Here is a 17954-nt window from a genome sequence, read left to right as displayed (position 1 = left end):
AGACATGAAGCAAGGTAAATTCATCACACTCGAAGGCATTGACGGCGCCGGAAAATCGACGCAGCTGGCGTGGATTGTCGAGTTGTTGCAGCGTGCGGGGTTGCAGACCGTCGTCACACGTGAGCCGGGTGGCACCGAACTGGGTGAGCGATTGCGCGCTGTGTTGCTGGATAAATCGATGACCATGCACGCGGAGACCGAAGCTTTGCTGATGTTCGCGGCGCGGCGCGAGCATCTGGATAAAGTGATTCTGCCTGCGCTGCAACTAGGCCAATGGGTGATCTCCGATCGCTTCACCGATGCCAGTTTTGCCTATCAAGGCGGCGGGCGGGGACTGGATAACGCCAAGCTTGGCATTCTGGAGCAATGGGTGCAGGGTGCTTTGCAGCCGGATTTGACGTTGTATTTCGATGTACCGGTGGAGATCGGCCAGCAGCGCGTCAGTCAAATCAAAGATGCCGATCGTTTCGAGCAAGAGCAGGCGGGTTTCTTTCAACGCGTGCGAAACGCTTACCTCGACCGGGCGCGGCAATTTCCCGGTCGTATTCACATCATCGACAGCAGCCGCCCACTCGCGGAAGTCAAAGCGGCGGTCGAGCAAACCGTTCAGCGGCTGTTACACTATGCGTGAAATTTTTCCCTGGCAGCAGGCATTCTGGCAGAAGTTGCTGCACAGCCGCCGATTCTGGGGGCATGCGCTGCTGCTCAAGGGAAAACAAGGCACCGGCAAATACGATTTCGCCCGGCGGTTGGCGCAATCGCTACTGTGCACCGAACCGGCAACGGGCCAGCAGGCATGCGGCCGGTGTGCGAGTTGCGGCTGGTTCGAGCAGGAAAGTCACCCGAATTTTTATCAAGTGGTGCCGGAAGCATTCGCCGCTGCAGCGAATGAGCCTGCGGAGAAAGAAGAAAGCGACGAGAAATCCAGCGCAACATCTAAGAAAAGTGCCAGCCAGAAAATCGGCATCGAGCAAATCCGTAAACTGAACGATTTTGTTTATCTCACCGGGCATCAAGGCGGTTACAAGATCGTTCTGATCTATCCAGCGGAGGCGATGAATACCGCCGCTGCCAATGCACTGCTGAAAAAACTCGAAGAACCGCCGCCGGATGTGCTGTTCATTTTGGTGACACATCAGGCGCAGCATTTGCTGCCGACCATTCGCAGCCGCTGCCAGCAACTGGCGATGCCGCTGCCGGATATCGCCGCGTCGGTGGCTTGGTTGCGCCAGCAAGGGGTTAACGATCCCGAAGAGTGCCTTGCCGCTGCCGGTTATGCGCCGCTATCGGCATTGCTGATTTCGCAAGGCGGCGATGCGGCAAGTTTCGAGCAATTCGTGCGTCATGTCGCCGATCCCAAGCGGCTTGATCCGCTGCTGCTGGCTGATGCATTGCAGCAAAGCAGCTTACCGGTGATCGTCAATTGGCTGCAAAAATGGTGTTATGACTTGATCAGTTACCGCACCACCGGCAAGGTGCGCTATTTTTTGAAACAACTGCCCACGATCCAAACGTTAAGCAACCAACTGAACCCGCTCGCGTGCGGGGCATTCGCCCGGGAACTGAACAATAAGCAGAAACTGGCGCACCATCCGTTGAATCCGCGCCTGTTTTTGGAAGATTTGTTCATCGCCTACGCGGCGATGATGCAGCAGCGGTAATCATTTCCGCTCGAAGGTATCGTCCGCTTTCAGGATTTTCAACGCCGCGCTGGCGCAAACTTCGTCAAACTCGATGCCCGGCGCTCCGCCGACGCCGATACCGCCGACCACTTCACCGCCTATTTTGATCGGGAAGCCGCCACCCAGTAACAGAATGTTGTCGTTTAAGCGCGTCAGGCTTTGTAATTCCGGCTTTTGCGCGACCAGCACGGCGTATTTGTGCGTCGAATCACGCAAACTGTTGGCGGTGTAAGCTTTGCGGCGGCTACTGTCCAACGTGTGCGGCCCGGCGCCGTCGGCTTTCAATTGCACCTTGAGCAAACCGGATTGGTCGACAATGGCGACGCTGACTTTGAAGCCGTCGTCATGGCATTTTTTGATTGCCGCCATCGCCGCCTGGGTTGATAATTCCAGCGGCAGCACTTTTTGCGTCGGAAAATTCTGCGCGGAAACGTGACCGGACAATGCCCATAGCGATAGCGCCGTAACTGCGGCGGCAACAGATTTGCGAGTGTTGTTCATGGTTAACTCCTTTGGGTTCATTGGATCGAAATAGCATCTACACCGTGAGATTATCACTACTTTCAAGGAAAGGTGGCAACATGATTACGAAAACAATCGATTATCAGGATGGCAATACGCAACTCGAAGGCTATCTCGCTTACCACGATACCGGCACGCCAAAACCCGCCGTGCTGGTGTCGCACGACTGGAGCGGGCGGCGCGAGCTGGCGTGCAAAGGCGCAGAACGCTTAGCGGACATGGGTTATGTCGGTTTTGCGCTGGATATGTACGGCAAAGGCATATTCGGCGCCGACGGTGACGCGGATAGAAATGGCGCATTGATGGCGCCGTTCGCGCAAGACCGCGCGCTGCTGCGCCGCCGCATTAACGCCGCTTTGCACGCCGTACGGCAACTGCCGCAAGTCGATGCGACCAAAATCGCGGCAATGGGTTATTGTTTCGGCGGCCTATGCGTGCTGGAACTGGCGCGCTCCGGCGCGGATGTCAAAGGCGTGGTCAGCATCCACGGCATCTTCGCACCGGGCAATGTGCCCAACGAAACCATCACCGCCAAAGTGCTCTGCCTGCATGGCCACGACGACCCGATGGTGCCACCCGAACAAGTGCTCGCGTTCGAAACCGAAATGACGCGCGCCAACGTCGATTGGCAAGTACACGTTTACGGCGGCACCATGCACGCCTTCACCAACCCGAAAGCCAATAATCCCAGTTTCGGCACGGTTTACAAGGAAGTGGCGGCGAACCGCGCGTACCGGTCGATTGAGAATTTTCTGAGCGAGGTGTTTTCTTCTTAAGTAAGGTGTCAATTACTTTTCTCAGTACTTTGGGTGGCTACAGTCTTTCCAGCAAAATTTGCCGGACTTCCTCATCCATAAGCACAATCGGATTGGTTTTCATGCTATTACCGCGGCAATTGGCGATGACTTTGTCGAGTCCTGTTTCCTGTAGCCCGTAATGCGACAATCGGGGCAGGGCGAGTTCGTTGGTCCATTGTGCCAGCAGATCGGTTAGAGCACTAAATGCCGTTTCCGGGTCGATAAAGCGTTTTTCGCACAGGATTTCGGCGACGTGCAGGTATTTTACCAGCGCCAGGTTGTTCGGCTCGCGCGTTTGCATGCTGCGAATGTTGATTCGCGTGGCGGCTGCGACCAGGGTACCGCAGACGGCGCCGTGCGGGATCGGGTAGAAAGCGCCGAGCGGGGAAGCCAAGCCGTGCACCGAGCCCAAACCCACTTGCGCCAGCGTGATGCCGGAGAGCAGTGCGGCGTAGGCCATTTTTTCGCGGTGTTGCGCCATATCGCCTTGCTGGCGGTAAAGCGGGATCAGTGCGTCGCGGGCGGCCTGCAAGCCACTGACCGCCAGCGCATCGGTGAAGGCGTTGGCTTTGATCGACACGTACGATTCCAGCAGTTGTGTTAGCGCGTCCATGCCGTTAGCGGCGATCACGCCGGCCGGGCAGCTTGCGAGTAAATCCGGATCGATGATGGCATATTCGGCGACCAGTTTGTCGTGGCGGAAAGATTTCTTGAAACCGTTTTCACCTTGCACGCTGAGCACGGCGTTTTTGGTCGCCTCGCTGCCGGTACCGGCAGTCGTGGGCACGGCGATGAACGGCACGGCGGGGCCCTGATACGGCAATTCCGGACCGACGCCTTCGAGGTAATCCATCACCGAACGCTGTACTTGTAATAATCCCGCAACCGCTTTGGCGGCATCGAGTGCGCTGCCGCCGCCGATGCCGGCGATTGCGGTGAAATGATCACCGGCGTGAGCTTTGACGAGCTCGTCGATCAAAGCGGGGGAGGGTTCTTCCGCTACGGTGCAGTGCTGCCAGGTGATTCCGCGCCGTTCGAGTTGATCGATCAGGAATTGCCAATGCGGCGTATTGATAAAAGAATGCGCGCCGGTAACCAGCAGAATGCGCGCGCCATAACTCGCGATAATATCCGGCAGTTTCTTCAAGCTGCCCGCGCCGAATTCGATGCGTGGTAGGCGGGCAATCGAAAATGGCGTCATGAGTTGCTCACAACCGGATACAAACCGTCATATACCACGCCCTTGCGCGGTTCGGCCATCCAATCCGCGACGGTATCGCGCCACGTCAGATAATGCGCGGTTTCTTTATGCGCAGCGGCATCTTGTTTGGTTTTGTAAGCTTCATAGAATACGAACCGGGTTGGATCATCGGCGGACTGCAGAATGTCAAAACGCACGTTGCCGGGTTCGCAAATCGATTGTTCATGATTCATGCGGGTAGCTTCCTTGAACGCTTCCACTTTGTCCGCTTTGACGGCTGCATAAACGATAGTGACGTACATGATGTGAGTCCTCAGTTCTTGGGTTTTGAATAAGAGCGCCGCGATTAGGAGCCGGCGCAATAAATGTGCGGGGTATTTTACTACCAAACCGGATCGCTGCCGGGTTCGGCTTAGCCGCGATGAAAATTGCGGGTAATGTTCAGGACTTTCCGGGTTGATTTTCCCGGGCGTGCGCTTCGATGCGTTCGATATGAATCATCGGCACGAGCAGCCAGATAGCGGCCGTCGTGCAGGTCGAAACAACCACCAGCCAGGTGTATGCAAACGATCCTTCGCCGAGCGCTGTGTATAACTGCGCGCCGATGTTTTGCGAGGCCAGCGTGCCGAAATTGAAAATCGACATCAGCAGCGCGAAAAAAGTAGCTTCCGCCCGTTTCGGGCAGGCGCGCGCGGCAAGATCGAGGAATGCCAGGGTGGTGATCATGTTAGTCACACCCCAGATCATATGAATGAATAGCGCGGATGTTTCCCCGCGATACGCCAAGTAGGTCAGCAAGGTGATCACCGACAGGCCGATCGCAATGTTGATCAGGCGGCGCAGCGGCGCCGTGCGCGACATCGATGCGTAGATCATCGCGCCAATGATACTGGTAGAGGAATCGATTGAGCTCAGAATGCCGATGTATTGCTGGCTGAAACCCAGCGTATCGGTTTTGTAATAAAAAAATGCCGGACCGAAAGAAGGGCTGAAATTGAATAGAAAAATAAACGCCGCGACCAGCCATACCGAACGTTCGCCAAATCCTTGCCGCAGCGCTTGCCAAGTTTCCTGAAACGCGGCCGGTCCCGAATGCACGTATTTCTTCTCGCGCACGAAGAATGCCGCCGTAAGCAGCACGGTAAAAGGAAAAATGGCGGCGACGGCAAAAGACACTTGCAGATTGCGATGTTCGGCAAAGTATCCGCCGAGCAGTCCGACCAGAATGGAAGCTGCCGTGATCGCAATCCATTGCACCGACTGAAAGGCGCCGGTAAGGTCATACAGTTTGCCGTTCTCCACCATCAAGGCATCGCTGAGCACATCGTTGTACGCCAGGCCGAAGCCCATTAGCGTATAGAGGATGGCTAATTCCCAGTAACTGTACTGCATGATAAAAGCGGCAATCAATCCGGCGCCGCAGGCCAGCGATGAAGTCAGCAACATGTAACTCTTGCGCCGTTGGCCGAACAGGGGTAGAAAATCCGAGATCAGGCCGTATAGCGGTTTGATAAACCAGGGAACCGAGGCGAGCAGGAAGAAAGCGGCGACATCGTCGGCTTCGAAGCCTTGATCCTTGAAGGTGATCGATATGGTTTGATCGGGCAATGCGGACATGCCCTGCGCGAAGTAAATGATGGCGAACAGTATGGCGAAGCGTCTGGCTTCGGCGGTCTTGAACAGATGCAGGTATTTTTCCCAGACATTCATATCCGCTTAATGTGCATTTATTTTATGAGTGGTGCAGGACTTCAGGCTTTCTCAGTTCACTGTAAAGAAGCGATAGAAAAATACGCAACAGACCGGTTGGTGCGTATTATAGCGTGACCGTTTCGTTCTAAAATTGAAATTTAAGCTGTAATGATGGGTTAATCCGATGCTGCACGGTGATTTGAAATTTTGACAGGAGTTTAAACGATGAGAGTAACTACCAAACTGCCCCTACTATTGATTCTATTGTCTCTTTTCTCGCCGCAAATACGGGCCAGCGAAGACATTACCGCCGAAATTTATTTCAGCAGGGCGGGTATGAAAATTCTCAGCGGCGTGGCCAATGTGGCGACCGGCTGGATGGAATTACCGAAAAATATTTCGATCTGGAGCCAAAGGGATAGCAATCCATTAATCGGTGTGACGGAAGGAACGCTATGGGGGATTTACCATACCGTGGGACGCACTGCGAATGGAGCAGTCGATTTCCTCACTTTCTGGCTGCCGACGTATCCGATTCCCAATCCGGTCTTTGTGTGGGATGATTTTTCCAAGGAATCGGACTATTTGGGATGGCGGATGGGCAGATAATGCGCTTTCTGCCAGTTTGGTGTCCGTACTTTCCAAACCGATGGAATTATGCGGTAATGTTTCAGTCTAAATTGCGTTTTACATCACAACGCTTCAGTGGAGTTTCTATGCGAACGATTAAACTGACGTATCCGGCAATCGCACTAGCGTTAATCCTGGCAAGCAATGGTGTTTGGGCTCGGAGTGGCGGGCATGGTGGCCATAGTCATGGCCACAGTCACTTGAGTATCGGTTTGGGCTACTACGGGCCGGGGTTTTACGGTGGCTACGGCTATGGCGGTTACGGTTTTGGCGGTTATGGATTCGGCTACCCGTTTTATTATCCGCCTTATTACTCGTATCCGCAGACGGTGATCGTGCCGACAACACCACCTGTTTATATCCAGCAGCAAGCTCAGCCAACACAGCAGGCTCAGCCGCAAACCAATTATTGGTACTATTGCCGCGATCCTGATGGTTATTATCCGTACATAAAAACTTGCCCCGGCGGCTGGTTACAGGTAGCGCCGCAACCGCCCGGACAATAAGAGGAAGAGGTTCAGCATGTTCACATCTAAAAAATTATCCGTTTTACTGACGGCGGGCTTGTTGTCTGCGTGCGTCACCATGCCGTCGGGACCGAGCGTTCTGACATTACCGGGTTCCGGTAAAAGCTTCGATCAGTTCCGGGCCGATGACTATGAATGTAGAGCTTATGCCTACCAACAAGTCGGCGGTACTACACCGCAGCAGTCGGCGCAAACCAGTGGTGTGACAAGCGCGGCGGTCGGAACCGGGCTTGGCGCTGCTGCGGGAGCGGCTATAGGTGGTGCATCGGGTGCGGCGATAGGCGCGGGAACGGGTTTGTTGCTGGGTGGAGCAACCGGTGCCGGTGCTGCCACAACATCGGCTTACGCACTGCAAGATCGCTATGACATCGGCTATATCCAGTGCATGTATGCCAAAGGTCATCGTGTTCCTGTATCGGGTAATGTCACCAGCGATCAACCGGTGAATACCAATACCGGCCCGAGAATTTCAGCGCCGCCGGCAAATTTTACACCGCCCCCTCCGCCGCCGGGCAATCCGCCGCCCCCGCCGCCGCGCTGAGCAACAATGCCGGATGAATGAATTAAAACCGATTCGTGCTGATTGGAGGCTTTGACATGATGGAACAGAAGAAAATTATCGAACCGGAGAAAGTGGCGTGCGAAGTGTGTTTTAAAGAAATTCCGCTCTCCGAAGCCACGAGTGTGAAGGCAACCGACTATATCGTCTACTACTGTGGTCTTGAATGCTACGACCAATGGAAGAAACAGAAGGCGCAATCCGCGCCGGCGGAGAAAAGCTGAGCGGCGTATTGCAACCGTTATGTTTTTGCAAGCATTATTAAATCCAGCGGAAGCTTTTCCCCAAACCATTGGGCGGCGGTATGTGCTTCCAGTTCATTTTCCTGCGCCGGATGGATGAGCTGCCAGTCTCATCGGCACCGCCGGATAACCGCTTTTCCATGCTCTCTCGGTATCTTGCCACCTGACCGGCCAATTGCGGCAACGGATAATTGCGTCGAACACCGGTTCAAGCGCTGCGTCAATCTGCCATTCGGTGACGAAACAGAATTCGGTTGTTATGAACTCTGTTAATAGTGCTGTTTTTCTTTGCGATTAGGTTGTAGAAATTGCAGTTATTGCGGCGGGATAACGTAATCCGCGGTCAGCATTTCCAGCAAATGCCCGTTCGGGTCGCGAAAATAAACGCCGCGTCCGCCGTAATTGTGGTTGATGGCCATGTCGTCCGCATGGCCGGGGCCGCTGCCGTAAGGGATTTGCCCGGCATGCAAGCGTGCAAAAATTTCGTCGAATTCCTGTTCGGATACTTTGAATGCGTAATGCAGCGACTCAAATTTCTCCTTGTTATCGAAATCGAGACTCAGCGTATCGTTGACGCGTACCACGATGAAATGCGAGAACGCACCGACGTACTCAAAACCGAATAGTTGGCTGTAAAACTTTGCCGACCGGGTTTTATCGAAACAGGGCACAATAGTGTGGTTCAGGGTGATGGTCATGCTGTTCTCCTCTCTAGGCTGTTGCAAAAAACTGTTTAGGTTCCGCAGAAAGTCTGATACACACGTTCGGAGGGTGCCGGCGGGGTACGGTAATCGTAATATTCCGGTGCATCGGTATACGGATCGGCCAACGCGGCAAGCAGTCGTTCCATCGGCACATAGTCGCCGTGCTCCGCAGCGGCGGACAAGGCTTCTTCGACGCGGTGGTTGCGTGGAATAATCGCGGGGTTAAGCGCTTGCATCAAACGTAACACGTTATCTTTTGATTCGGATTGACGTGCCAGCCTGGCCTGCCACTGTGCATACCACGCGATAAACTCCGGAGCGTGGAACACTGCATCGCCGGGTAAAGCTTCCGATGCCAGCGCGCGGAAGGTATTGGTGTAATCGGCCCGGTTGCTGTACATCCAGTTCAATAATGCGGCGATAAGTTGGGTATCCTCGGCTTCTTCGCTGAATAATCCCAATTTTTTGCGCATGCCGCTGATCCATTGGCTCTGGTAAATTTGCGGGAAAGCGTGCACGGCTTCTTCCGCCAGTCTTACTGCTTTTTCCTGCACCGGATCGATGAGCGGCAGCAAGGTTTCGGCCAGGCGTGCAAGATTCCATTGCGCCATTAACGGTTGATTGCTATAGCGGTAACGGCCGGATTGATCGATCGAACTGAATACCGTATGCGGATCGTAGGCATCCATGAATGCGCACGGTCCGTAGTCGATCGTTTCACCGCTGATACTCATGTTGTCGGTATTCATGACGCCGTGAATGAATCCTGCCAGCAGCCAGCGCGCAACCAGCGCCGCCTGACGCTCGATCACCCGGTGCAACAGCGACAAGTAGCGGTTTTCGATATTGTCAAGATCCGGATAATGCCGCTGAATGGCATAATCCGCCAAAATCCGGACAGCCTCGGCACCGCCTTGCCGCGCGGCGTATTCGAATGTGCCGATGCGGATATGGCTGGCCGCGACGCGCGTCAGAATCGCACCGGGCAGCAGGGTTTCCCGCACCACTTGTTCACCGGTGGTAACCACGGCGAGACTGCGTGTGGTGGGGATATGCAGTGCATGCATCGCTTCGCTGATGATGTACTCGCGCAACATCGGTGCGAGCGCGGCGCGACCGTCGCCGCGCCGCGAAAATGGCGTCTGCCCGGAACCCTTGAACTGGATATCGAAGCGCTCGCCTGCCGGAGTGAGATGCTCGCCCAGCAATAGGGCCCGCCCATCGCCCAGCATCGTGAAATGACCGAACTGATGGCCGGCATAGGCTTGTGCAATGGGCTGCGCGGTCTCCGGCACGGCATTGCCGGAAAACAGCGCGGCGGCTTCAGCGGCGGATAATGCGTGCAGATTCAATCCGAGTGATTCGGCCAACGCGTGATTCAATATCGCCACCTGCGGTGCGCGCACCGGCACCGGATTCTGCGGCACGTAAAAATAATCGGGCAAGCGGGTATAGCTATTGTCGAAGCGCCAGCCTACAGCGTTGTCAGCAGGTTGTGTGTTTGGTTTAATCTGTTCGTGTGACATGACCGGAGCCGGATATTTCAATGAGATGTCGATTTTATAGTGGACTCTGTTTATCGGAATTTGTTCTCATTTTACACCCACAGGATGTGAGGAATCGAATTCAAGGCATTTGAGAATTATCACACGGCTGAAATCGAAAATAAGCGATGCGGGAATGACGTGAATATGGAATCTGTCACGCTAAACTAAACAAGAAAAAAGGGGCTGGCACTCACTTATGTCAGCCCCTTCTTTTATTTTTGGTAGGTCGTGGCAGATTCGAACTGCCGACCAACGGATTAAAAGTCCGGCTTCCAAGCAATTTATGGACATTCATAAAAATTTACAGAAACGTTTAGAACTTGATAGTAAGCCGTTCTTCGGGTAACCTGACATTCATGCGCATGTATAAAAATTCATTAAAATGCGCGCAAATTGTAACCCCAAAGTAACCCCGTCGTAACCCCAGGATGGCTAAAAAATTTAATTTCACCAAAGCGGACATTGATTCACTTCCAATTCCGGCACCAGGAAAACGAGACACCTATCAAGATACCAAGGCCAACGGCTTGCAGTTGCGTGTATCGCACACCGGCGTAAAAACATTCAGCGTGTTCAAGCGCATCAAATGCGGGGAACCGGAACGCATTACGCTTGGCCGGTATCCTGACATGACAATCGATCAGGCGCGCCGCAAAACGATGGAGATAAACCTTTCCATATCGGATGGAAATAACCCGGCAGAAGTTAAGCGTAGCGCAAAAGCAGAGATGCAATTCAGTGAATTGTTTTTTGAGTATATCGACCGGCACGCAAAACTGAATAAAAAGACGTGGGGTGAAGATGTTGAGAAATACCGCAATCACCTTGAGAAAAGCATCGGCAATAAAAAACTTTCATCGATCGATCGCGCATCAATATCGCTGATTCACGGCTCAATCACAAAAGACGGATCACCCATCGCCGCCAACAGGGTGCTTGCTCTTATATCAAGCGTGTTTGGCTGGGCAATATCGGTTGACCTATGGGACAGGAATCCGGCCCTTGGTATCCGGAGAAATAAGGAAAAGAGCAGGGACCGGTTCATCCAGGGCGATGAACTGCCGAGATTCTTTGCTGCATTGGCCGAGGAACACAACGAAGTAATCCGCGATTACGTTCTAATATCGCTTCTGACCGGCGCGAGGCAATCGAATGTTTGCGCTATGCGCTGGCAAGACATCAATTTCGAACGGGCAGAATGGCGCATTGAGGAAACCAAGAATGGCACACCGCAAACGGTGGCTTTGTCGCCCGAGGCTATCCATGTTTTATTGAATCGCAAACCATCGAAACCGGCTGTGTTTGTTTTTCCGGGGACCGGTAAGAATGGGCACTTAGCTGAACCACGAAAAGGGTGGGCAAGGATACTCGCTCGATCTGGAATCGATAACCTAAGAATCCATGATCTTCGCCGTACACTCGGTAGCTGGCAGGCTAAAACCGGTGCGTCTCTGGCTATTATAGGGAAATCACTGAATCATAAGCACCAAAACACAACGGCTATTTATGCCCGGCTTGATCTTGATCCGGTGCGTGAGAGCGTGAATACAGCAACAAGCGCTATGTTAACTGCTGCTGGGTTGAAGGATGCCGCCGAGGTGATAAAAATCAGGAAGAAACAGAATAATAACTAAGCTAGTTGTGATCTGAATAGTGCGTTTATAACCATTTCCTTGTCAGCGCCATCGATATTCCAAAGTTCAGCACCAATCTTGTTATCTCGATAATGTGGCTTAAACATATGATCGATTATTATTCTTGCTTGGTAATCTGAAAACACTACTTGATCGGTACTGAGAATTTTTGGCCTGACGTTTAATGGCATAGCATTTTGCTTTCCACCTGAAAACGTAACAAAGCACTTTGGCGGTCTTTTGGCGTATCGTTTTCTTTGGGAATTCCCTATTCTGATCTTCACAGATTCCGGCATATCGAACTGTCCGCCACCAGGCAATATGTTGTAGCCATTCCTGACAGAATCAAATTTACCTATGTAGTAAATTTCTTTGTCGTTAAGATCATTCGGATGACACAATTCTAAAACCTCAAAATAAAATCGTTCTTTCCCGTACTTCCTTATCGCTTTTCCGATGCGGGAATTCCCGTAACGGAGGTGATCATTCCATCTTTTAGAAATATTCCGTGATTGACCGATATACATCTTTCCTGATTGGACATGCTTAATCATATATATGCCGCAAACTCTCATAATGATTAAGCAACCCGCTGCTGATCAATATAATCAAGAATATCTTTTTCTCTGTAAAAAACCTTGCTGCCGATTTTAACGTAAGGAATGTTTTCCTTCTTGGTGCAGCGCCAATTAACCAGTGTTCCAGGCTTTACACCAACCATTTCAGCGGCTTCGTCTGTAGTTAACAGATCTGTTTTTTTAATGATCTCGCTCATTGCTGTTTCAACCATTATTTAATGAATACGTTAATTCAAAAATTTTCTATTAAAAGATAATGATCCTGGTCTTACAGCAACATTATCGCCATTGCAAAGTGAGATGTTCTCGTAAGGTGAGATGGGTACGCAGAACACTATAGCGCCTAATTTATTTCTAGATAAAATAAAATATTCAATTTTTAACGGGCTGCCAATTAATGGAGAGAAGATTATATCCTCTATGTTTTTATATACATCCCCATAAAGCCGAAACTTTACCTGAAGTCTCTCGTATCCGCGGTAGCTGCACTCATATTTCGACCCGCACATACCAACATATAATTTAATGTCATTATTTTCTTCATTTAATTCTTGGTCAAATAGTGAAGATAGCCATTGAATGGCATTTTTAAGCCGTAAGAATATGATTGCTTTTTTTATTACCTCTCCGATTTCTGTTTGGTTCATTTCTAATCCCCTAATCTCATTGCTTGGTGATATAAATGGGTTGATTTGTCATATAAAGATGGAGGTTGTGTTTGTTCTATTTTAAGTGGTCCGTGTGGAGTGAAACTTGTTCTTGATGCATAATGATTTCCTTTTATCCTTAGATTCCTAATCAGTGCGTGCCGTCTTTCAAGATATTTTAGATACCTTTTTTGTGCAGCTTCGTGCTCTTGATAGCCAACTTTCCTATTGCTTACGATGCGTATCCAGCCAAGGTGAATAAAATTGTTATTTGTAACACCATACGCCACTGTATCGTTAATTTTCTGCCCACAGAAATCGCATAAATAGCCGATGAGTCTTGCATTCAAGGTTGATTCGTACTTTGCTGTCCATGCCTTCCATCGTGGATGATGGTTTTTTGAGCAGTAATCTCGCTTTACCCTGTTCATCTTATTTATCCATAATAGTAAAACCAAGTTCCATCATTAACTCAATTTTCTGGTAGTAAGTTCTATGGAATTCAATTCCTTCCAATTCCGCAGTACATTCACCGTGGTAATAATCCAATCTTTTAAATTTAACCAGGCCGAAATTTGGATGCTTAAATATTTGACCTGGAACTATAGTCTGTATTTCTATGGGAAATTCTAGTAAGCATGGCTTAATTTCTTCTAGTTTTATAGGTCTTGCATGAATCCATCCCACTCCGTTCAGTGGAATATAATGATAATTTGAGTCTTTTCTGTAACATTTTATTAGATCTGTAAATTGATACTGTTTCTGATCTTCATAGTTCCACACCCAGCAAAGAATAAGTTTTCCTTTACCTAAACTATCTACCCATCTTTCAGTGGTGCTATCTAATGTGGTCACTTTTCTTGCTCCCGTTGGCTATTAACCAGCGCAATTAACTCATCGCGGAATTTAATTGCTTCCGCGTCCGCATCAAATATCACATAGGTTACAGAATCACCATATTCAATTCTCACGGCGGCTTTTGAACGACAACCTAACACCAAATCGGATGATGGCTCATAAATTACGCCAGTAACAAGGCTTATATTAATTCCGTTACCATTCGGCAGCACATGCAATTTATTCATGATTTAATCCCGTGTGCGTGATGCAAGTGCTGAGACATTACGGCGAATGATTTTCCGCATATCTTGCATGGATACCGTTTCATTTTTGATTTCGGTTTTTTACTTCTTTGCTTGGCTTCTGGATTGCCATTACCTTTTAAGCAATTACTGCAAGTGACCGCGAATCCTTCGCCATTGCCGTCGCCAATAACAGCACCGCATTCTTTGCACAAAGAGCCGTCAAGCATCATTTCTGCAATTTCATCCATGTTCCACCTCCACAAACCCACAATCATCAGTTTTTAAATCAGCAAAATCTATCGGTGGATTGTCGCCGCACCACCACGCTTTTGCGCGAGCCAGCACGTCATCGTTGAAATTGCGAGAGCATTCACGATTGGCGCATTGTTGGCTGCAAAATCGCCTGTCTCGGTAGCAGATCATTTAAAACTTAACCGGCATCAAATTTTTCGGCAAATAAAGCGGGTGCCCAGGATGCCCGTCTTTAGTCAATCTCAAGCAATGCAGACCACGGATTAATTTCTTTACTTCATCGCCACGCCCAAGGTGGGCGCCGTGAGTACCCCAGGCTGCCACGATCACGCTGGAGCTCTGCGCCATTTGCTGAAGGTAATGATCATTTTCCCTTCCAACCGGCTCATGATGCGCTTTCATTACAGCCGGATCGGTGGCTCGAAACGCGAATATGTTGGCCATGTACATGCCGTCGTATCCCCATCCTTTTGCGTAGTTGATGCACCGCCTTACGGTAGGATCGTTTTGCACCTCGTCGGCCGTTGATGGGTTTAAGCCCACGAACATCACAACCTTGTCGCCCGGAGCCCATTCCCGGTAAAGCGTGTACCGGTAATTGCGGCAGGGTGAAAATATGGTTTCTTTGATCATTGTTTAGAGATCCACGCGATGGCCTGCTCTATAGTCCAAAATATCTCGCATCTATCATGATGCAACCATATGATCCAATTGGGCGGTAAGTAGGTGGTTCAAAGAAAGGCTCTCCCGGCAGAACTACGGCTACTGGTTTTCCCATGCCTATCGCCATTCCAGCTTCGATCAATGCTCCCTTGAGCGGGAAATCATTTTTTTCGGCGTATAGGATAAGCCCGTTGCTGCTGCGTATTTCAGATTCTATTCGATGCCACAAATCGGCGAAGTCATCAGTTTGACCTTCCTCTGCTTCGTCAATCCATGACGAAGAAATTCTTAATCCTTGAGCGCGAAGTGCGCGCCACATAGCCGGACGTTCTGGAATGCTGGCTCGTGACGCTACGTAAATTATAGGACCGTTGTTCATACCGCCTCCCGATCAGACTTAATCCTTTTAAACTCAACCACCCAAACAAAAGGATTCAGATCCCACGATCCTTTGCCGTTGATTGATTCCCATAACGATCGATAGCCCCATTTGTAGCAGCCCTGATTGCTGCGCTGATCAAGCATAATTCTTCCGTGGTAATCGCAAACATAACTGCCTTCAGATTTTGCATCATCTTCACTAATATCCTGCAACCGCTCAACACGGATACCGGTTATTTCGAGCGAGATACGGCTTGCCCAGCGCGGCATATGGATTGATGGCATGCATGCGGTACTTATGTTGTCGTCTGGGTCGACAAATTCCAGGATTCCATCTGTCGCCGGATAACTTATTTTGTATCCGTCCCCGGTTTTAAAGTTTGTTTCGGAATGATATTCAATGCCTTCGGCAAACAATGGCTGAAATGTCTCCCTCACCCAAAGCCTGTCACCTGGTTTGCCGTACGGGCAGTACATGACGAGATCATCTATTTTTGGTAGCAACAGGCCATCAAAAGGTTTATTAAGCCAATAGCTGTCACGAATGTAACCATTCTCATCAATTACTGGCTGGTTTCTAACGATCCGGCGAGTATGGGTTTTTCTGTCATCCAGAATAGCCAGTACCATCGGCTGAGAAAACAGAATTGAGCGTTCTTTTGGTGTGCTCATGATTCGCTCGACGCAGGTTCGATGAATTGAATATGATTGGGTGACCATGTGGTAACAGTCCCATCGTGCAATTCAAGAATTGCTACGCTGCAGCTTTGGCCACCTGTGTCGTACTCTACAAGTTCAAGGCCGAACTGATGAAAAGTAACGTTTTCATGGATTAATTCACCGGTTTTCCAGTCGCGTGCATTTACTTTTCTCATGCCGCCACCTCAGCAACATGACCGGCAATAACCCCATCCTGCAACCAATGCACCGAGAATTGCGGCGGAAGTTTTGGAGGTTGCTTCAGCGTGCCGAAGATGATCGCCGTGTCTATTTCATTTTTCTCTGCCAGCTCAATCAGCCAATTCAGGTAATTGCTGCGGCTTTGCATGTCCAGCAGGTCAAATTCGTCGACCATAAAGAACTTGATCCCTGATACATGGCTAATTGCCTCGGCAATCATTGAATCGATCAGCAAGCGCGTAGCTTTTGAACTCAGCGAGTACAGCTTGCAATCATCCTCCAAAATCGTCATATCAGGAGTGATGAAAACATCACCGTAAAATCCGAGTCTTTTTACGCTTTCTGTAATCCTTTTGTTTATTGGATCAAGTGATGCACTAAGCATTTCACTTGGGATCCCATTCGGCGCCAGTGCTGAGGCTATTTTGTCCCATTCCTGCAAGCTGACATGGTGCTCTGCCGCTTTTTTTGTTTTTGCTTCAGCTTCGCTGGCCAGTCTCACATTTCTTTCTATTTCATCCAGCTTTGTTTTAGCATCTTTGCGCGATGTTTTCATTACTTCTATATTGGCTTTAAGCGCTACCAATGCCTGTTCATCTGGAGCGGATTTGTTCTCGGCTTCCATTACCGCAATTCTTTCACCGGCTGCAGTCGCGGTTACAAGATCGCGCTCACCGCTTGCCACAGATTTTTTGAGCAATTCGAGAGTTGCTTCATACGTTTTCAAGTTCATGGCAGCATCTTCATCACCATGCAAATCGCCGCCGCGCTCGATCAGTTTTTCACCATCAAATACGAGCTCAGTTCCGCAAGATGGGCATGAGCAAGAAATTGCACCTGGTTTTGATCCATTGGCTATCAAGCGCGTGTCATCAACTTTGACCATCCACATAGCCACTTCCTGCCGGTCTTTGTCCAGCTTGGTTCTGATCCGGTCAAATTTTTCGTGCTCGGTACGCAGTCTTACAATTTCAGCGTTGCGGGCTGCCGCACCGTTGAATTGTGCTTGCAGTTTCCCCAGCTCTTGATTTGCAGCGTCCAGTTCAGCGTCTATTTTTAACAAGTAATCGGAGACTTCTTCTTTCGAGACATTATCAATAGCTGGTGGCTGCGGTGCTTTCCATCCTTCCGCCTTTTTGTCGCCGTAAATCTCCCCGGTGACAGCTTTCCAATTAGCGCGCGCTTGCTTTACGTTTTCTTCCGCATGCTTTGCCGCGCTGTCGAAGCTTGATTTCAGGAATGGCAACACCTGATCAACCTTGGCCGGATCGCAACCGCGATCAAGAAGCTTTTGCTTTACTTCCGATCCGTCGCTGCGCAGGTTTCCTAGATCGAACAGAAGACTGCGCCGCTCATCCGGTGTGATGCTGCCGAACAGCGACGGATTAAGCACGTATGGCAAGGCGGAATGCAGCGGTGTTTTTAGCTCATGAACGCCGTTGTGCAGATTGATGCAAGCGGTTTTGTCGTCGTCGAAATTTACCAGTGTGTAGCCGATCAAATTATTGTCATGCTTATTGATCAGCAGCGGCCAGTCTTTCTTGAGCGATACCGTATCCGTTTTGCCGGTAAGAGCGTGGATAATGCCGTTTCTTAGGCTGGTTTTCCCGGCCCGGTTGCTGCCGCAGATCAGTGCGATCGGTGCGCGTAGGTTAATCTCAGCATTGCGCACTGCCACATTTCCGAATGATGATATTTTGTTGATTTTCAT

25 protein-coding genes are annotated in these 17954 nt (G+C 50.3%); 8 read left to right on the top strand and 17 right to left on the bottom strand.

The window, feature by feature from the left end; genetic code table 11:
• Window positions 1–4 precede the first annotated feature (4 nt).
• Both HRU77_01800 and holB read left to right on the top strand, forming a co-directional pair.
• Window positions 5–631 (top strand): dTMP kinase, encoded by a 627-nt coding sequence (locus tag HRU77_01800; GenBank protein QOJ19542.1) that lies wholly within the window; start codon window positions 5–7, stop codon window positions 629–631.
• Window positions 624–1661, top strand: a complete 1038-nt coding sequence (holB, locus tag HRU77_01795) for a DNA polymerase III subunit delta' (GenBank protein QOJ19541.1) — start codon at window positions 624–626, stop codon at window positions 1659–1661. Before HRU77_01800 ends, holB begins: the two co-directional genes overlap by 8 nt.
• Here the strand turns inward: holB and HRU77_01790 are convergent, their stop codons facing one another.
• On the bottom strand, window positions 1662–2183 hold the full coding sequence (locus tag HRU77_01790) for a heme-binding protein (GenBank protein ID QOJ19540.1): 522 nt from the start codon (window positions 2181–2183) through the stop codon (window positions 1662–1664). It abuts the gene before it with no gap.
• 80 nt (window positions 2184–2263) lie between these two features.
• On the opposite strand from HRU77_01790, the gene HRU77_01785 reads away from it, so the two are divergent.
• On the top strand, window positions 2264–2980 hold the full coding sequence (locus tag HRU77_01785; protein QOJ19539.1) for a dienelactone hydrolase family protein: 717 nt from the start codon (window positions 2264–2266) through the stop codon (window positions 2978–2980).
• A 37-nt stretch (window positions 2981–3017) separates the two neighbouring features.
• Here the strand turns inward: HRU77_01785 and HRU77_01780 are convergent, their stop codons facing one another.
• The 3 genes from HRU77_01780 to HRU77_01770 form a co-directional block, all read right to left on the bottom strand.
• On the bottom strand, window positions 3018–4202 hold the full coding sequence (locus HRU77_01780; protein ID QOJ19538.1) for an iron-containing alcohol dehydrogenase: 1185 nt from the start codon (window positions 4200–4202) through the stop codon (window positions 3018–3020).
• Window positions 4199–4504: an antibiotic biosynthesis monooxygenase gene (locus tag HRU77_01775; GenBank protein ID QOJ19537.1), complete on the bottom strand. Its 306-nt coding sequence runs from the start codon at window positions 4502–4504 to the stop codon at window positions 4199–4201. Before HRU77_01775 ends, HRU77_01780 begins: the two co-directional genes overlap by 4 nt.
• A 139-nt stretch (window positions 4505–4643) precedes the next feature.
• Window positions 4644–5912 carry a folate/biopterin family MFS transporter gene (locus HRU77_01770; protein QOJ19536.1) on the bottom strand — a complete coding sequence of 423 codons (1269 nt, stop codon included), beginning with the start codon at window positions 5910–5912 and terminating at the stop codon, window positions 4644–4646.
• 207 nt (window positions 5913–6119) lie between these two features.
• Here HRU77_01770 and HRU77_01765 point away from each other — a divergent pair, with 207 nt between their 5' ends.
• The 4 genes from HRU77_01765 (at window position 6120) to HRU77_01750 (ending at window position 7834) form a co-directional block, all read left to right on the top strand.
• Window positions 6120–6503: an exosortase system-associated protein, TIGR04073 family gene (locus HRU77_01765; protein ID QOJ19535.1), complete on the top strand. Its 384-nt coding sequence runs from the start codon at window positions 6120–6122 to the stop codon at window positions 6501–6503.
• A 107-nt stretch (window positions 6504–6610) separates the two neighbouring features.
• Window positions 6611–7030 (top strand): hypothetical protein, encoded by a 420-nt coding sequence (locus HRU77_01760; protein QOJ19534.1) that lies wholly within the window; start codon window positions 6611–6613, stop codon window positions 7028–7030.
• A 16-nt stretch (window positions 7031–7046) separates the two neighbouring features.
• Window positions 7047–7592, top strand: a complete 546-nt coding sequence (locus HRU77_01755; GenBank protein QOJ19533.1) for a hypothetical protein — start codon at window positions 7047–7049, stop codon at window positions 7590–7592.
• Between the two features lie 56 nt (window positions 7593–7648).
• Window positions 7649–7834 (top strand): DUF3330 domain-containing protein, encoded by a 186-nt coding sequence (locus tag HRU77_01750; protein QOJ19532.1) that lies wholly within the window; start codon window positions 7649–7651, stop codon window positions 7832–7834.
• Window positions 7835–8166: 332 nt separating this feature from the next.
• Here the strand turns inward: HRU77_01750 and HRU77_01745 are convergent, their stop codons facing one another.
• The gene (locus tag HRU77_01745) at window positions 8167–8550 is read right to left on the bottom strand and encodes a VOC family protein (GenBank protein QOJ19531.1); all 384 of its coding nucleotides are present in this window, start codon (window positions 8548–8550) and stop codon (window positions 8167–8169) included.
• Window positions 8551–8585: 35 nt separating this feature from the next.
• Window positions 8586–10082, bottom strand: a complete 1497-nt coding sequence (locus tag HRU77_01740) for a YdiU family protein (GenBank protein QOJ19530.1) — start codon at window positions 10080–10082, stop codon at window positions 8586–8588.
• 449 nt (window positions 10083–10531) lie between these two features.
• On the opposite strand from HRU77_01740, the gene HRU77_01735 reads away from it, so the two are divergent.
• Complete coding sequence (locus HRU77_01735; GenBank protein QOJ19529.1) at window positions 10532–11737, top strand: tyrosine-type recombinase/integrase; 1206 nt, start codon at window positions 10532–10534, stop codon at window positions 11735–11737.
• Here the strand turns inward: HRU77_01735 and HRU77_01730 are convergent.
• From HRU77_01730 to HRU77_01680, 11 genes are all read right to left on the bottom strand, one after another.
• On the bottom strand, window positions 11734–12291 hold the full coding sequence (locus HRU77_01730) for a GIY-YIG nuclease family protein (GenBank protein QOJ19528.1): 558 nt from the start codon (window positions 12289–12291) through the stop codon (window positions 11734–11736). The genes HRU77_01735 and HRU77_01730 overlap by 4 nt on opposite strands.
• A 26-nt stretch (window positions 12292–12317) precedes the next feature.
• Window positions 12318–12512, bottom strand: coding sequence for a helix-turn-helix domain-containing protein (locus HRU77_01725; protein QOJ19527.1), 195 nt, complete (start codon window positions 12510–12512; stop codon window positions 12318–12320).
• A 30-nt stretch (window positions 12513–12542) separates the two neighbouring features.
• Entirely contained in the window at window positions 12543–12962 is a 420-nt protein-coding gene (locus HRU77_01720) for a hypothetical protein (protein QOJ19526.1), read from the bottom strand.
• Between the two features lie 432 nt (window positions 12963–13394).
• Window positions 13395–13817, bottom strand: a complete 423-nt coding sequence (locus HRU77_01715) for a hypothetical protein (GenBank protein ID QOJ19525.1) — start codon at window positions 13815–13817, stop codon at window positions 13395–13397.
• Window positions 13814–14047: a hypothetical protein gene (locus HRU77_01710; protein ID QOJ19524.1), complete on the bottom strand. Its 234-nt coding sequence runs from the start codon at window positions 14045–14047 to the stop codon at window positions 13814–13816. The genes HRU77_01715 and HRU77_01710 overlap by 4 nt, the downstream gene beginning before the upstream one ends.
• Entirely contained in the window at window positions 14044–14295 is a 252-nt protein-coding gene (locus HRU77_01705) for a hypothetical protein (GenBank protein ID QOJ19523.1), read from the bottom strand. Before HRU77_01705 ends, HRU77_01710 begins: the two co-directional genes overlap by 4 nt.
• Before the next feature lie 175 nt (window positions 14296–14470).
• A complete protein-coding gene (locus HRU77_01700; protein ID QOJ19522.1) occupies window positions 14471–14932 on the bottom strand; it encodes a DUF1643 domain-containing protein in 462 nt (153 codons plus the stop codon).
• 28 nt (window positions 14933–14960) lie between these two features.
• Complete coding sequence (locus HRU77_01695) at window positions 14961–15341, bottom strand: hypothetical protein (GenBank protein ID QOJ19521.1); 381 nt, start codon at window positions 15339–15341, stop codon at window positions 14961–14963.
• Window positions 15338–16015, bottom strand: coding sequence for a hypothetical protein (locus HRU77_01690; GenBank protein ID QOJ19520.1), 678 nt, complete (start codon window positions 16013–16015; stop codon window positions 15338–15340). The genes HRU77_01695 and HRU77_01690 overlap by 4 nt, the downstream gene beginning before the upstream one ends.
• Entirely contained in the window at window positions 16012–16218 is a 207-nt protein-coding gene (locus HRU77_01685; protein ID QOJ19519.1) for a hypothetical protein, read from the bottom strand. Before HRU77_01685 ends, HRU77_01690 begins: the two co-directional genes overlap by 4 nt.
• Window positions 16215–17954, bottom strand: a complete 1740-nt coding sequence (locus HRU77_01680; protein ID QOJ19518.1) for an AAA family ATPase — start codon at window positions 17952–17954, stop codon at window positions 16215–16217. Before HRU77_01680 ends, HRU77_01685 begins: the two co-directional genes overlap by 4 nt.

This window comes from Gammaproteobacteria bacterium (assembly GCA_015709615.1).
Classification (GTDB): Bacteria; Pseudomonadota; Gammaproteobacteria; order Burkholderiales; family Nitrosomonadaceae; genus Nitrosomonas.
This window is presented reverse-complemented; position numbering and strand designations above follow the sequence as displayed.